Consider the following 12,421-nt stretch of genomic DNA (forward strand, 5'->3'; position numbering starts at 1 on the left):
TCAACGCGTGCGCAAAGAATCGACGAGGTTCCCCTGGTGCGTGGCGATCCTCACTCTGCTCAGGTGTGAGGTCCTCTGGACAGATGGGCGCGTACGTCGGATGATCAAATGAGTGCGGTCGGCACCGGATGAGCGCCGAAGGGTCCACCGTGAAGCATCCGGGTCGCAGCCCCCACGGGGCCTCCAACCACAAAATCCCTCATTTAGGAGCAATCGTGGCGCGCGACATCGCGGCTCCCCCCGTCGTCCCCACCGAGCACCGGGAACTGATCTCGTGGGTGAACGAGATCGCGGAACTGACCCAGCCGGACAGCGTGGTCTGGTGCGACGGGTCCGAGGCCGAGTACGAGCGGCTGTGCGAGGAGCTCGTCCGGAAAGGCACCTTCCGCAAGCTCGACCCCGTCAAGCGCCCCCACTCCTACTACGCCGCCTCCGACCCCACCGACGTCGCGCGCGTCGAGGACCGGACCTTCATCTGCTCCGAGAAGGAGGAGGACGCCGGTCCCACCAACCACTGGAAGGCGCCCGCCGAGATGCGGGAGATCTTCCGGGGCACCGGCGGCGAGGGCGGCCTGTTCCGCGGCTCGATGCGCGGCCGCACCATGTACGTCGTGCCCTTCTGCATGGGGCCGCTGGGCTCGCCGCTGTCCGCGATCGGCGTCGAGATCACCGACTCGGCGTACGTCGCCGTCTCCATGCGGACGATGACCCGGATGGGTCAGGCGGTCCTGGACGAGCTCGGCGACGAGGGCTTCTTCGTCAAGGCCGTGCACAGCCTGGGCGCCCCGCTGGAGCCGGGCCAGGAGGACGTCCCCTGGCCCTGCAACCGGACCAAGTACATCTCGCACTTCCCCGAGACCCGCGAGATCTGGTCCTACGGCTCCGGCTACGGCGGCAACGCCCTGCTCGGCAAGAAGTGCTACGCCCTGCGCATCGCCTCCGTCATGGCCCGCGACGAGGGCTGGCTCGCCGAGCACATGCTGATCCTCAAGCTCACCCCGCCGCAGGGCGAGCCGAAGTACGTCGCCGCCGCCTTCCCGAGCGCCTGCGGCAAGACCAACCTCGCCATGCTGGAGCCGACCATCCCCGGCTGGACGGTCGAGACGGTCGGCGACGACATCGCCTGGATGCGCTTCGGCGAGGACGGCCGCCTGTACGCCATCAACCCCGAGGCCGGTTTCTTCGGCGTCGCGCCCGGCACGGGCGAGCACACCAACGCCAACGCGATGAAGACGCTGTGGGGCAACGCCGTCTTCACCAACGTGGCGCTGACGGACGACAACGACGTGTGGTGGGAGGGCATGACCGAGGAGCCGCCCGCCCACCTGACGGACTGGAAGGGCAACGACTGGACGCCCGCGTCGGACACCCCGGCCGCGCACCCCAACGCCCGCTTCACCGTCCCGGCCGCCCAGTGCCCGATCATCGCGCCGGAGTGGGAGGACCCCAAGGGCGTGCCGATCTCGGCGATCCTCTTCGGCGGGCGCCGCGCCACCGCCGTCCCGCTGGTGACGGAGTCCTTCGACTGGAACCACGGCGTCTTCCTCGGCGCCAACGTGGCCAGCGAGAAGACGGCGGCGGCCGAGGGCAAGGTCGGCGAGCTGCGCCGCGACCCGTTCGCGATGCTGCCGTTCTGCGGCTACAACATGGGCGACTACATGGCCCACTGGATCGACGTGGCCAAGGGCAAGGACCAGTCCAGGCTGCCGAAGATCTACTACGTCAACTGGTTCCGCAAGGACGACGAGGGCAGGTTCGTCTGGCCCGGCTTCGGTGAGAACAGCCGCGTCCTGAAGTGGATCGTGGAGCGCCTGGAGGGCCGGGCGGAGGGCGTCGAGACCCCCATCGGCATCCTGCCGGCCAAGGACGCCCTCGACACCGACGGCCTGGACCTGTCCGACGAGGAGCTGGAGTTCCTGCTCACCGTCGACAAGGAGGTGTGGCGCGAGGAGGCCGCGCTGGTCCCCGAGCACCTGAACACCTTCGGCGACCACACCCCGAAGGAACTGTGGGACGAGTACCACGCCCTGGTGAAGCGCCTGGGCTGAACGGCGCACCCCTGCTCCGCGGCCGGTCCGACTAGCCCTGACCCGCGATGTCGTCACGAAGGCCGGTCGCGAGGGGGTCCCTTCCCGCTCCGGTAGCCGGGAGCGTGGGGAGGGACCCCGTTCGGGCCGGGTCCCCGCACAACGGCGTGCGGGGGCCCGGCCCGTCAGTCGTCCCGGGGCGCCGCCCGGAGGGCTCGGGGCCCCACGCGCGCTCCGCCGGCACGGCCGTCCCGGTCGTGGGGCCGGCCGCGTCACCGGGATGGCCGGCGGACACCGGCGGCAGTACGGCGGGCAGGTGGCCGCCCGCGCCGGGCGTGGCGCCGGCCGCGGCCGGGCCGTCCCGCCGGGACGCCGGCGCCGAGCGGGCACGGCCCGCGGAGCCCGCCCGTGCCCCGTCCGGCGTCGGCCGGCGGCGGGCGGGTGGTGGTGAGTGGCGCCCGGTCCGCGCGTCGCTGCGGGTGCACGCGGACCGGGGCCGTCGGGGGAGCCCCGAAGGGCTCAGCGGGACGCGAGCGCGGGTGCCTCCAGGGCCGCGGTGTGCGCGTCCATCCGCTCGGCGGCGAGGATGGCGGCCGCCGTGTCGGCGCGGGAGGCGGCCACGACCAGGGCGCGGCCGGCCAGGGCGTGCGCCCTGCGGTGCAGGGCCGCCGGGTGGTGCTCGCCCTGGGCGGCGGTCAGCGGCACGCGGGCCGGCGTACGGCCTCCCCGCAGGCGGGCCACCTGCTCGGCGAGCCGGTCGGCCGCGGTGTCCAGGTCGGCGGCGGGTGCCAGCGCGCGGAGCTCGTCCGTGACGGCGAGCAGTGCCGCGAGATGGCCCGCGAGCTGGATGTCCAGCTCTTCCTCGCGTGACCGGTGGGGGAAGTCCGGGGTGCTGCCGGCCATCGTGCTGTGGACCGATTTGGTACGGATCGGTTCGTACATGGATGGCCTCCTGACTGCTTGCAGGAAGCCATCCTAGCTTAGATTCCGTCTAAAGTTGAGTCGTCCACAAAACGGGACTTCGTGTACACGCGGCGTGGGGCCGGGGCCGTCAGGGCTGGCTGTAACCGTCCAGGAAGCGCGCGATCCTGCCCACCGCGTCCCGCAGGTCCCCGACCGCCGGCAGGGTCACCACCCGGAAGTGGTCCGGCTCGGGCCAGTTGAAGCCCGTGCCGTGGACGACCATGATCTTCTCGCGGCGCAGCAGGTCCAGGACCATCTGCCGGTCGTCCTTGATCTTGAAGACCCCTGGGTCGAGACGGGGGAAGAGGTAGAGCGCCCCCTTCGGGCGGACGCAGCTCACGCCCGGGATCTGCGTCAGCAGCTCGTAGGCGACGTCCATCTGCTCCTTCAGTCGCCCGCCCGGCAGCACCAGGTCGTTGATGGTCTGCCGGCCGCTGAGCGCCGCCACCACCCCGTGCTGGCCCGGCATGTTGGCGCACAGCCGCATGTTGGCGAGGATCGTCAGGCCCTCGATGTAGGAGTCGGCGTGGGCGCGCGGGCCGGAGACGGCCATCCACCCCACCCGGTAACCGGCCACCCGGTACGCCTTCGACATGCCGTTGAAGGTGAGGGTGAGCAGGTCGGGGGCGACCGCGGCGGTCGGCGTGTGCGTGGCGCCGTCGTAGAGGATCTTGTCGTAGATCTCGTCCGAGCAGACCAGCAGGTTGTGGCGGCGGGCGATGTCGGTCAGCCCGCGCAGCACCGCCTCGTCGTACACCGCGCCCGTGGGGTTGTTGGGGTTGATGACGACGATCGCCTTGGTGCGGTCGGTGACCTTGCGCTCGACGTCCGCCAGGTCGGGCATCCAGTCGGACTGCTCGTCGCAGCGGTAGTGCACCGCCGTGCCGCCGGACAGGGTGACGGCGGCCGTCCACAGCGGGTAGTCCGGGGCCGGCACGAGGACCTCGTCGCCGTCGTCGAGCAGGCCCTGCATCGCCATCACGATCAGCTCGGAGACGCCGTTGCCGATGAAGACGTGCTCGACGTCCGTCTCGACGCCGAGGGTCTGGTTGTGCATGACGACCGCGCGGCGGGCGGCCAGCAGGCCCTTGGCGTCGCCGTAGCCGTGTGCCGTCGAGACGTTGCGGAGGATGTCCTCCAGGATCTCGGGCGGGCATTCGAAGCCGAAGGCCGCCGGGTTGCCGGTGTTGAGCTTGAGGATGCGGTGACCGGCCGCTTCCAGTCGCATCGCCTCCTCGAGCACCGGACCCCGGATCTCGTAACCGACGTTGGCGAGCTTGGTCGACTGGATCACCTGCATGCCTGGGAGCTTACGGGCCGGCCGCCCGTCCGGGGCCGTGTTTTCCGCCACGCGGGACGGCCGGTTCGTCCGGCGTGCCGCCCCCGTGCGCCCCGTTCGGCCTGCTCGGCCCCGCGGTGGCGCCGCCCCGTCGCGCGGCGTCCCCGCCGGAAACGGGTCCTTGCCCCCCTCACCCGCGCGCACTAACAATGCGCATGACAAGACAGCGGGCGGCCGGAAGATCTCCGGTCGCCGACGTCTGCAGAGGGGACCCCACATGAACAAGCCTCTCCTTGCCGCGCTCGCCGGTCTGGTGATCACCGGAGCGGGCGTGGCACCGGCGGTGGCCGCGCCCGCCGGCGACACCGGCGCCGCCCCCGCCGCCCGGGCCGTCACCTTCGCCGGCACCGTCGCGCTCAGCAACTGCTCGGGCTCGGTCATCCGCTTCCCCGCCTCCGAGGACGACGACCCGGCGCTGGTGATGTCCAACGGGCACTGCCTGGAGACCGGGTTCCCGGCGCCCGGCGAGGTCGTCACCGACCGGGCCTCCAGCCGCACCTTCGGTCTCCTCAACGCCTCCGGCACCCGCGTGGCCACCCTGCGCGCCAACAAGATCGCCTACGCGACGATGACCGACACGGACGTCGCCCTCTACCAGCTCACCACCACCTACGCGCAGATCAGGAACTCGTACGGCATCGGCGCGCTGACCCTCGACGCCACCCGCCCGGCCGCGGGCAGCGCCATCACCGTCGTCTCCGGCTACTGGAAGCGCACCTACGCCTGCGCCGTCGACGGGTTCGCGTACCGCCTGAAGGAGGGCGACTGGACCTGGAAGGACTCCATCCGCTACACCCCCGCCTGCGACACCGTCGGCGGCACCTCCGGCTCACCCGTGATCGACACCGCCACCGGCAGGGTCGTCGCCGTCAACAACACCGGCAACGAGGACGGGCAGCGCTGCACGGTGAACAACCCCTGCGAGATCGACGCGAACGGCACCGTCACCGTCCGCCAGGGCACCAACTACGCCCAGCAGACCTACCGCATACCCGCCTGCTTCGGCCCGGACAACAAGCTGGACCTGAGCCGCGCCGGGTGCGCCCTGCCCAAGCCGTAGCCGTAGCCGTACCGGGGCGGGCGGTCAGCGCGGTGGTGTGCGGCGCACCGCCCGCCCCGCCAGGACGTCTGTGCGCCGCCCGTCCTCGATCACGAACCGCCCGTCGACCAGGACGTGCGGGATGCCCGTCGGCAGCGTGCGCGGCTCGGCGAAGGTGGACCCCGCCGCGACCGTCGCCGGGTCGAAGAGGACCAGGTCGGCCCGGTACCCCTCGCGGACCCGGCCCCGGTCGGGCAGCCGCAGCCGGGCCGCCGGACGGGAGGTGAGGTGGGCGACGCACTCCTCCAGCGACAGCACGCCCAGCTCCCGCACGTACCGGCCCAGGTAGTGCGGGAACGTGCCGTAGGCGCGCGGGTGCGGCTTGCCGCCCTGGAGGATGCCGTCCGAGCCGCCCGTGTGGATGCGGTGCCGCATGATCGCCCGGACGTTCTCCTCGTGGCCGACGTGCTGCAGGACGGTGGGCGCCAGCCGGTCGGCCAGCAGCAGCCGGCGGGCGACCGTCCAGGGGGTCTCGCCCCGCAGCCGCGCCGACTCCAGCACCGTACGGCCCACGTACCCGGCCAGCGCCGGGTCGGCCACGCCGGAGATCTCGACGGTCCCCCACTCCACGGGCACGCCGTGGCAGCCGTCGGAACCGGTCTCCTCCAGGTGGCGGCGGATCCGCTCGGCGGTGCCGTCGTCGGCCAGCCTCCCGAGGGTCTCCTCCGGCCCGCCCTCGCTCGCCCAGCTCGGCAGCAGCGCGGCGAGGGTGGTGCAGCCGGGGGTGTAGGGGTAGGTGTCGAGGGTGATGTCGGCACCGGCCGCCAGGGCCTCGTCCAGCAGGGCCAGCAGTTCGGGCGCGCGGCCCTTGTTCACGCCGAAGTTCATGGTGGCGTGGGCCAGGTGGAGGGGACAGCCGGCCGCGCGGGCCAGCTCCACCATCTCCCGGTACGCCTCCAGCGCCCCGGCGCCGTAACTGCGGTGGTGGGGGCAGTAGTAGCCGCCGTACCGCGCCACCACCCGGCACAGCTCGGCCAGTTCGGCGTCCTCGGCGTACATGCCGGGGGTGTAGGTCAGCCCGGACGACAGGCCGACCGCGCCCTGCTCCAGGCCCTCCGCGACCAGTTGCCGCATCCGGTCCAGTTCCGCCCCGGTGGCCGGGCGGTCCTCCCAGCCGACGACCAGGGCGCGGACCGTGCCCTGGGGGATCAGATAGGCCGCGTTCACGGCGATCCCGCGGTCCAGGCGGTCCAGGTACTCGCCCACCGACCGCCAGTCGAAGTCGATGTCGTCGCCGGGGCCGTTCCACCCGGCGATCGCGCGGCGCACCTCGGCCAGCGTGCGGTCGTCGACCGGCGCGTACGACAGCCCGTCCTGGCCGATGACCTCGAGGGTGACGCCCTGCGCGGCCTTGGCGCTGTGGTCGGGGTCGCGCAGCAGCGCCAGATCGCTGTGGGCGTGCATGTCGATGAAGCCGGGGGAGAGGACCAGCCCCTGGGCGTCCAGCTCCCGCACGGCCGCCGGGCGCAGGCAGCCCGCCGCCGCGGCCTCCTTGACGATCGACACGATCCGGCCGCCGTCGATCACGACGTCGGCGCGGTAGGAGGGGGCGCCGGTGCCGTCGACGACGTCCGCGTCCCGGATGACGAGGTCTTCCATGACCGACCGGCTCCTCTAGAAGAACGTGCGGATGTAGTCGACGACCGTGCCGTCCGCCCGGACGACCGGGATCAGCTGCCACTTGTCGAAGGACGTGCACGGGTGGGACAGGCCCAGGCCGATCCAGTCGCCGACCTCCAGGTCCGCCCCGGGCTCCGTGCGCAGCCAGGTGTGCTGGTCGGACAGGCCGGTGACCTCGATGCCGTCGGCCGGGCGCTCGGCGCCGTCCCGGCGGACCACCCGGGCGGAGGGGAGGTGGAGGTCGTGGGCGGCGTCCCGCTTGCCCGCGTTGGCGAACGCCTGCCCGGCACGGGGGCGGGAGACGACCTGCGCCCACAGGCGGAACGCGGACCGGAGGGCGCCCTCCTCGGGGACCCGGTTGAAGGGCGTCGCCTCGCGGTAGTGGCCGTCGTCGTGCGAGACGTACGCGCCCGAGCGCAGCAGCTTCAGCACGGGGGCGGACAGGCCGGGGACCTCGGCGAAGACGTCGGCCACCGCGTCGAACCAGGCGCTGCCGCCCGCGCTCACCACGATCTCCTCCAGCCCGGCGAACCGACCCGCCCCGTCGAACTCCGCGGCGAGCGCCACCAGCCGCCGCAGCCACGCGCGCACCTTCTCCGGCGTCGCCTGCGGCACCTCGCCCTCGTACCCGGCCACACCCACCAGCCGCAGCGTGCTCGTCGCCGCCACCGCGTCGGCGACCGCCGCGCACCCGGCCTCCGTGCGGGCGCCGGTGCGGGCCTCCTCGCCGGCGGCGAGTTCCACCACGACCTCCAGCGGGCGCGAGACCCCCCTCAGGGCCGCGTCCATCAGTTCCACCCCGCGCACCGAGTCGACGTAGACGATCAGGCGGAAGTCGGCGTCGGCGTCCAGCCGGGCGGCCACCCAGCGCAGGGCGGCGGCGTCGACCAGCTCGTTGGCGAGGAGGATCCGGCGGAAGCCGAAGCCGTACGCCACCCGCACCTGGTGCGGCACGGCCAGGGTGATGCCCCAGGCGCCGTGCTCGATCTGGCGGCGGAAGAGCTGCGGGGCCATGGAGGTCTTGCCGTGCGGCGCGAAGGCGAGGCCGTGCCGGGCGGCGTACGCCTCCATCAGTCCCAGGTTGTGCTCCAGGCGCTCGGCGGACAGGGCCAGCACGGGCGTGGTGAAACCGCCGGTGAACAGGTTGCGGCGCTGGGCGGCGAGTTCACCGACGGTCAGCCCGTCGGCGTCCGGCGGCAGGCCCTTGAAGCGGTGGTCGACGCGTTCCCCGGCCAGGCCGGCGAGGGGATCGGTGCCGATGTCCGGGGCTTCGGTGCCGGTGTCGCGGGCCATGGAGCCTCCCTGATCCGGTGCGTTGCACATATTGCAACGTCCATTGCGTATGTCGCTTACCGCTGTCTAACATCTCGGCCAACGCGGGGTCAACGGATCCGCCTCCCCGGCGACTCCCCCCCGACGGCCCCGCCGCCCCGATGCCGAGGAGCTACGACGATCGTGACCGCCACGGGACCCACCACCGCCCCCGGCACCGCGGGCGCCGTCGAGGTCGTGGACGTCGTCGCGCTCGGCGAGTCCATGGTCACGTTCCTGCCCACCCGGCCGGGCCGCCTCGCCGACGTGCCCTCCTTCGACCGGGGCATCGGCGGCGCCGAGTCCAACGTGGCCTGCACACTGGCCGCCGCCGGGCACTCCGCGCGCTGGGTGAGCCGGGTCGGCGCCGACGGGTTCGGCGACCACCTGGTCGAGGCGGTCGGCGCGTACGGCGTCGACACCGCGTCCGTGCGACGGGACCCGGCCCGCCCGACCGGCGTGTACTTCCGCACCGCCGGGGACCGCGCCACCGACGCCCACGAGGTGGCGTACTACCGGGCCGGTTCGGCCGCCTCGGCCATGTCGGCCGCCACCCTGGACCTGGACGCCGTGCGCGCCGGGCGCATCCTCCACCTGTCCGGCATCACGGCCGCGCTGTCCGCCGACTGCCGGGAGCTGATGCGCGAGCTCACCGCCCGCCGCCCCGGCCGCCCCCTCGTCTCCTTCGACGTCAACCACCGGCCGGGACTGTGGCGGGACCCCGGCGACGCCCCCCGCGTCCTGCGGGAACTGGCGCGCGGCGCGGACCTCGTCTTCGTCGGCGACGACGAGGCGCGGGAGGTGTGGGGGCTGCGCGGGGCGCGGGCGGTGCGGGAGGCGCTGCCCGAACCGGCGGTCCTGGTCGTCAAGCAGGGCGCGGGAGGGGCGACCGTCTTCGCCCACGGCACCGGCGGGGCGGCCGAGGGCGCCGACGGCACCGCCCTCCACGTCCCCGCCCCCCGCGTCGACGTCGTCGCCGCCGTCGGCGCCGGGGACGCCTTCGCCGCCGGGTTCCTCTCCGCCACCCTGCGCGGACTGCCCCTCCGGGACCGGCTGCGCCACGGCCACCTGATGGCCGCCGCCGCCCTCACCGTCCCCGGCGACCTCGCCGCACCCCCCTCCCGCGACCACGCCGACCGCCTGGCCGCCCTCGACGACGCCGCGTGGGGGAGACTGCGACTCGGCCCCGGCTGGACGCAGGCCGACGAGAGGGCCGAGGAGGAGGTACGCACGCCATGAGCCAGACCGTCGACCGCGCCCTGAGCATCCTGCCGCTGCTCGCCGAAGGCCCCGCCGACCTCGGGCAGGTCGCCGACCGCCTCGGCGTGCACAAGTCCACCGCCCTGCGCCTGCTGCGCACCCTCCACGAACACGGCTTCGTCTACCGCCAGTCCGACCAGCGCTACCGCCTGGGCGCCCGGCTCATCGCCCTCGCCCAGGAGGCGATGGAGAACCTCGACGTCCGGGAGATCGCCCACCCCCACCTCGTCCGCCTCAACGAGGCCTGCGGCCACACCGTGCACCTCGCCGTGTACGAGGAGAACGAGGTCCTCTACATCGACAAGGTGGAGAGCCGCTACCCGGTCCGCATGTACTCCCGGATCGGCAAGCCCGTCGCCATCACCGTCGCGGCCGTCGCCAAGCTGCTCCTGGCCGACCTGCCCGAACCCGAGCGCCGCGCCCTCGCGGAGAGGCTCGACTACCCCCTGTACACGTCCCGTTCGACACCCAACGCCGCCGCGTTCCTGCGCGAGCTGGACAAGGTGCGCGAACAGGGCTGGGCCACCGACCTCGGTGGCCACGAGGAGTCCATCAACTGCGTCGCGGCTCCGGTCCGGGGCCCCGACGGCCGGGTGGTGGCCGCGATGTCGGTCTCCGCGCCGAACGTCGTCGTCACCGCCGACGAACTCCTCACCCTGCTCCCGCTGGTCCGCCGTACCGCGGACGCCATCAGCGGCGAGTACTCCGGCAGGACCCCAGTCAAGGAAGTCACCGCATGACCGAGAAGACCGCGCTCACCCCCAAGACCCACACCGTCCCGCCCGCGAAGTTCTCGCACGGCGTGCGGAAGGGCAACATCCTCCAGGTCGCCGGCCAGGTCGGCTTCCTGCCCCACGAGGAGGGCAAGGCCCCCACCCCGGTCGGCCCCACCCTGCGCGAGCAGACCCTCCAGACCCTCGCCAACGTCAAGGCGATCCTCGAAGAGGGCGGCGCGAGCTGGGACGACGTGATGATGATCCGCGTCTACCTCACCGACGTGGACCACTTCGCCGAGATGAACGAGATCTACAACGCCTACTTCGAGGAGCAGGGCCTCACCCAGCCGCCCGCCGCGCGCACCACCGTCTACGTCGGTCTGCCCGCCGGCCTCCTCATCGAGATCGACGCCCTGGCCGTCCTCGGCTGACGCCCTCTCACCCCCCGTACACCGTGAACGGCACGGCGCCCCCCACCCTCCGGGTGCCGTGCCGCGATCCCCCCTGCCCGAAAGCCGCATGTTCTTACGCAGAGGACCTCCGCATGTCCCACCCGCCAGCCTTCCCGTCCTTCCCCCCGCTCCTCCCGCTCGCCGCCCCGGCGCCCGCCGAAGCCCCCTCCCACACCGGCGGCCTCCTCCTCCTGGTCGACGGCACCGCCGGTCTGCTGACCGTCGCCGCCCTCGGCATCGCGCTGCTCCTCTTCCTGATCATCAAGGTCCGGCTCCAGCCGTTCGTCGCGCTGCTCGCCGTCTCCATAGCCGTCGGCCTGCTCGCCGGGCTGTCGGTCACCGAACTCTTCGGCACCGTCCAGAAGTCCGACGCCGTCTCCACCATCGAATCCGGCATGGGCGGCATCCTCGGCCACGTCGCGATCATCATCGGCCTGGGCACCATGCTCGGCGCGATCCTCGAAGTCAGCGGCGGCGCGCACGTGCTGGCATCGAGGCTGCTGGGCCTCTTCGGGGAGAAGCGGGCCCCCCTCGCCATGGGCCTGACCGGCCTCATCTTCGGCATCCCGGTCTTCTTCGACGTCGGCATCTTCGTCCTCGCGCCGATCGTCTACGCCGCCGCCAAGCGCTCCGGCAAGTCCGTCCTGCTCTACTGCCTGCCCCTGCTGGCCGGCCTGTCCATGACCCACGCCTTCCTGCCACCGCACCCCGGCCCGGTGGCCGCCGCCGGCCTGCTCCACGTGGACCTCGGCTGGGTGATCCTCATGGGTGTCGTCTGCGGCCTCCCCGCGGTCCTCGCCGCCTGGGCGTACTCCGCCTGGATCGGACGCCGCGTCTTCGTCGCCGTGCCCCAGGACATGGTGGAGGCCGCCGAGGAGGCCAAGCGCGCCGTCATCGAGGAGCAGCGGGCCTGCGGCGTCGAGCCGCGCGAGACGCCGGTCCCGCTCGGCACGGTCCTCGGCATCATCGGCACCCCGCTGGTCCTGATCCTCGCCGCCACCTTCTCCTCCATCGCTCTGGACCCCTCCACCCCCCGCTCGGTGATCGAGTTCTTCGGCAGTCCCTTCGTCGCCCTGACGATCGCCCTGCTCCTCGCCTACTTCCTGCTCGGCATCCGGCGCGGCTGGTCCCGCAAGTCCCTGGAGACCGTCTCCACGGCCTCGCTCAAGCCCGTCGGCAACATCCTGCTCGTCGTCGGCGCGGGCGGCGTCTTCGGCGCGGTCCTCAAGGCCAGCGGTGTCGCCCAGGCCCTGTCCGACACCTTCAACGACGTCGGCCTGCCCGTGATCGTCCTGTCCTACCTGATCTCGCTCGTCCTGCGGGTCGCCCAGGGCTCGGCGACGGTCGCCATCGTCACCACGGCGGGCATCGTCACCCCGCTGCTCGCCGAGGGCGGCCACTCCCAGGCGTTCCTCGCCCTGGTCATCATGGCGATCTCGGCGGGCTCCATCTTCGCCAGCCACGTCAACGACGGCGGCTTCTGGATGGTGGCCAAGTACTTCGGCATCGGCGAGCGCGACACCCTGAAGTCCTGGACGGTGCTGGAGAGCGTGCTGTCGCTGGGCGGATTCGCGGTCGCCGCCGTACTGAGCCTGTTCCTCTGACGGGTCTTCGGCGGGCCGCCGTGTAACTCT

10 protein-coding genes are annotated in these 12,421 nt (G+C 72.8%); 6 read left to right on the plus strand and 4 right to left on the minus strand.

Annotated elements, in window-relative coordinates:
• Positions 1-215 precede the first annotated feature (215 nt).
• The gene (locus ACSU6Z_RS18600) at positions 216-2,048 is read left to right on the plus strand and encodes a phosphoenolpyruvate carboxykinase (GTP) (protein ID WP_437047081.1); all 1,833 of its coding nucleotides are present in this window, start codon (positions 216-218) and stop codon (positions 2,046-2,048) included.
• 498 nt (positions 2,049-2,546) lie between these two features.
• On the opposite strand, the gene ACSU6Z_RS18605 is transcribed toward ACSU6Z_RS18600, so the two are convergent.
• Both ACSU6Z_RS18605 and ACSU6Z_RS18610 read right to left on the minus strand, forming a co-directional pair.
• Complete coding sequence (locus tag ACSU6Z_RS18605) at positions 2,547-2,969, minus strand: hypothetical protein (protein ID WP_437047083.1); 423 nt, start codon at positions 2,967-2,969, stop codon at positions 2,547-2,549.
• Positions 2,970-3,078: 109 nt separating this feature from the next.
• The gene (locus ACSU6Z_RS18610) at positions 3,079-4,290 is read right to left on the minus strand and encodes a pyridoxal phosphate-dependent aminotransferase (protein WP_437047084.1); all 1,212 of its coding nucleotides are present in this window, start codon (positions 4,288-4,290) and stop codon (positions 3,079-3,081) included.
• A gap of 256 nt (positions 4,291-4,546) precedes the next feature.
• Here ACSU6Z_RS18610 and ACSU6Z_RS18615 point away from each other — a divergent pair, with 256 nt between their 5' ends.
• Entirely contained in the window at positions 4,547-5,389 is an 843-nt protein-coding gene (locus ACSU6Z_RS18615; protein ID WP_437047086.1) for a S1 family peptidase, read from the plus strand.
• 24 nt (positions 5,390-5,413) lie between these two features.
• Here ACSU6Z_RS18615 and ACSU6Z_RS18620 read toward each other — a convergent pair whose 3' ends face one another.
• Positions 5,414-7,027 (minus strand): N-acyl-D-amino-acid deacylase family protein, encoded by a 1,614-nt coding sequence (locus ACSU6Z_RS18620; RefSeq protein WP_437047088.1) that lies wholly within the window; start codon positions 7,025-7,027, stop codon positions 5,414-5,416.
• 15 nt (positions 7,028-7,042) lie between these two features.
• On the minus strand, positions 7,043-8,341 hold the full coding sequence (locus ACSU6Z_RS18625) for an amino acid deaminase (protein WP_437047090.1): 1,299 nt from the start codon (positions 8,339-8,341) through the stop codon (positions 7,043-7,045).
• Positions 8,342-8,503: 162 nt separating this feature from the next.
• Between ACSU6Z_RS18625 and ACSU6Z_RS18630 the strand changes: the two genes are divergently transcribed.
• The 4 genes from ACSU6Z_RS18630 to ACSU6Z_RS18645 all read left to right on the plus strand — a co-directional run bounded on the left by ACSU6Z_RS18630 (position 8,504) and on the right by ACSU6Z_RS18645 (position 12,391).
• The gene (locus ACSU6Z_RS18630; protein WP_437047092.1) at positions 8,504-9,598 is read left to right on the plus strand and encodes a sugar kinase; all 1,095 of its coding nucleotides are present in this window, start codon (positions 8,504-8,506) and stop codon (positions 9,596-9,598) included.
• Entirely contained in the window at positions 9,595-10,359 is a 765-nt protein-coding gene (locus ACSU6Z_RS18635) for an IclR family transcriptional regulator (RefSeq protein ID WP_437047093.1), read from the plus strand. Before ACSU6Z_RS18630 ends, ACSU6Z_RS18635 begins: the two co-directional genes overlap by 4 nt.
• On the plus strand, positions 10,356-10,766 hold the full coding sequence (locus ACSU6Z_RS18640) for a RidA family protein (RefSeq protein WP_437047095.1): 411 nt from the start codon (positions 10,356-10,358) through the stop codon (positions 10,764-10,766). Before ACSU6Z_RS18635 ends, ACSU6Z_RS18640 begins: the two co-directional genes overlap by 4 nt.
• A 113-nt stretch (positions 10,767-10,879) precedes the next feature.
• A complete protein-coding gene (locus tag ACSU6Z_RS18645) occupies positions 10,880-12,391 on the plus strand; it encodes a GntP family permease (RefSeq protein ID WP_437047096.1) in 1,512 nt (503 codons plus the stop codon).
• Positions 12,392-12,421: the final 30 nt, after the last annotated feature.

This window comes from Streptomyces sp. enrichment culture, assembly GCF_964273145.1.
In the GTDB taxonomy this organism is placed as follows: domain Bacteria; phylum Actinomycetota; class Actinomycetes; order Streptomycetales; family Streptomycetaceae; genus Streptomyces.

Excerpts from the sequence above, each read along its gene's own strand:
- ACSU6Z_RS18605 (WP_437047083.1), bottom strand. The coding sequence starts at position 2,969 with ATGTACGAACCGATCCGTACCAAATCGGTCCACAGCACGATGGCCGGC.
- ACSU6Z_RS18610 (WP_437047084.1), bottom strand. The coding sequence starts at position 4,290 with ATGCAGGTGATCCAGTCGACCAAGCTCGCCAACGTCGGTTACGAGATC.
- ACSU6Z_RS18615 (WP_437047086.1), top strand. The coding sequence starts at position 4,547 with ATGAACAAGCCTCTCCTTGCCGCGCTCGCCGGTCTGGTGATCACCGGA.
- ACSU6Z_RS18620 (WP_437047088.1), bottom strand. The coding sequence starts at position 7,027 with ATGGAAGACCTCGTCATCCGGGACGCGGACGTCGTCGACGGCACCGGC.
- ACSU6Z_RS18625 (WP_437047090.1), bottom strand. The coding sequence starts at position 8,341 with ATGGCCCGCGACACCGGCACCGAAGCCCCGGACATCGGCACCGATCCC.
- ACSU6Z_RS18635 (WP_437047093.1), top strand. The coding sequence starts at position 9,595 with ATGAGCCAGACCGTCGACCGCGCCCTGAGCATCCTGCCGCTGCTCGCC.
- ACSU6Z_RS18640 (WP_437047095.1), top strand. The coding sequence starts at position 10,356 with ATGACCGAGAAGACCGCGCTCACCCCCAAGACCCACACCGTCCCGCCC.
- ACSU6Z_RS18645 (WP_437047096.1), top strand. The coding sequence starts at position 10,880 with ATGTCCCACCCGCCAGCCTTCCCGTCCTTCCCCCCGCTCCTCCCGCTC.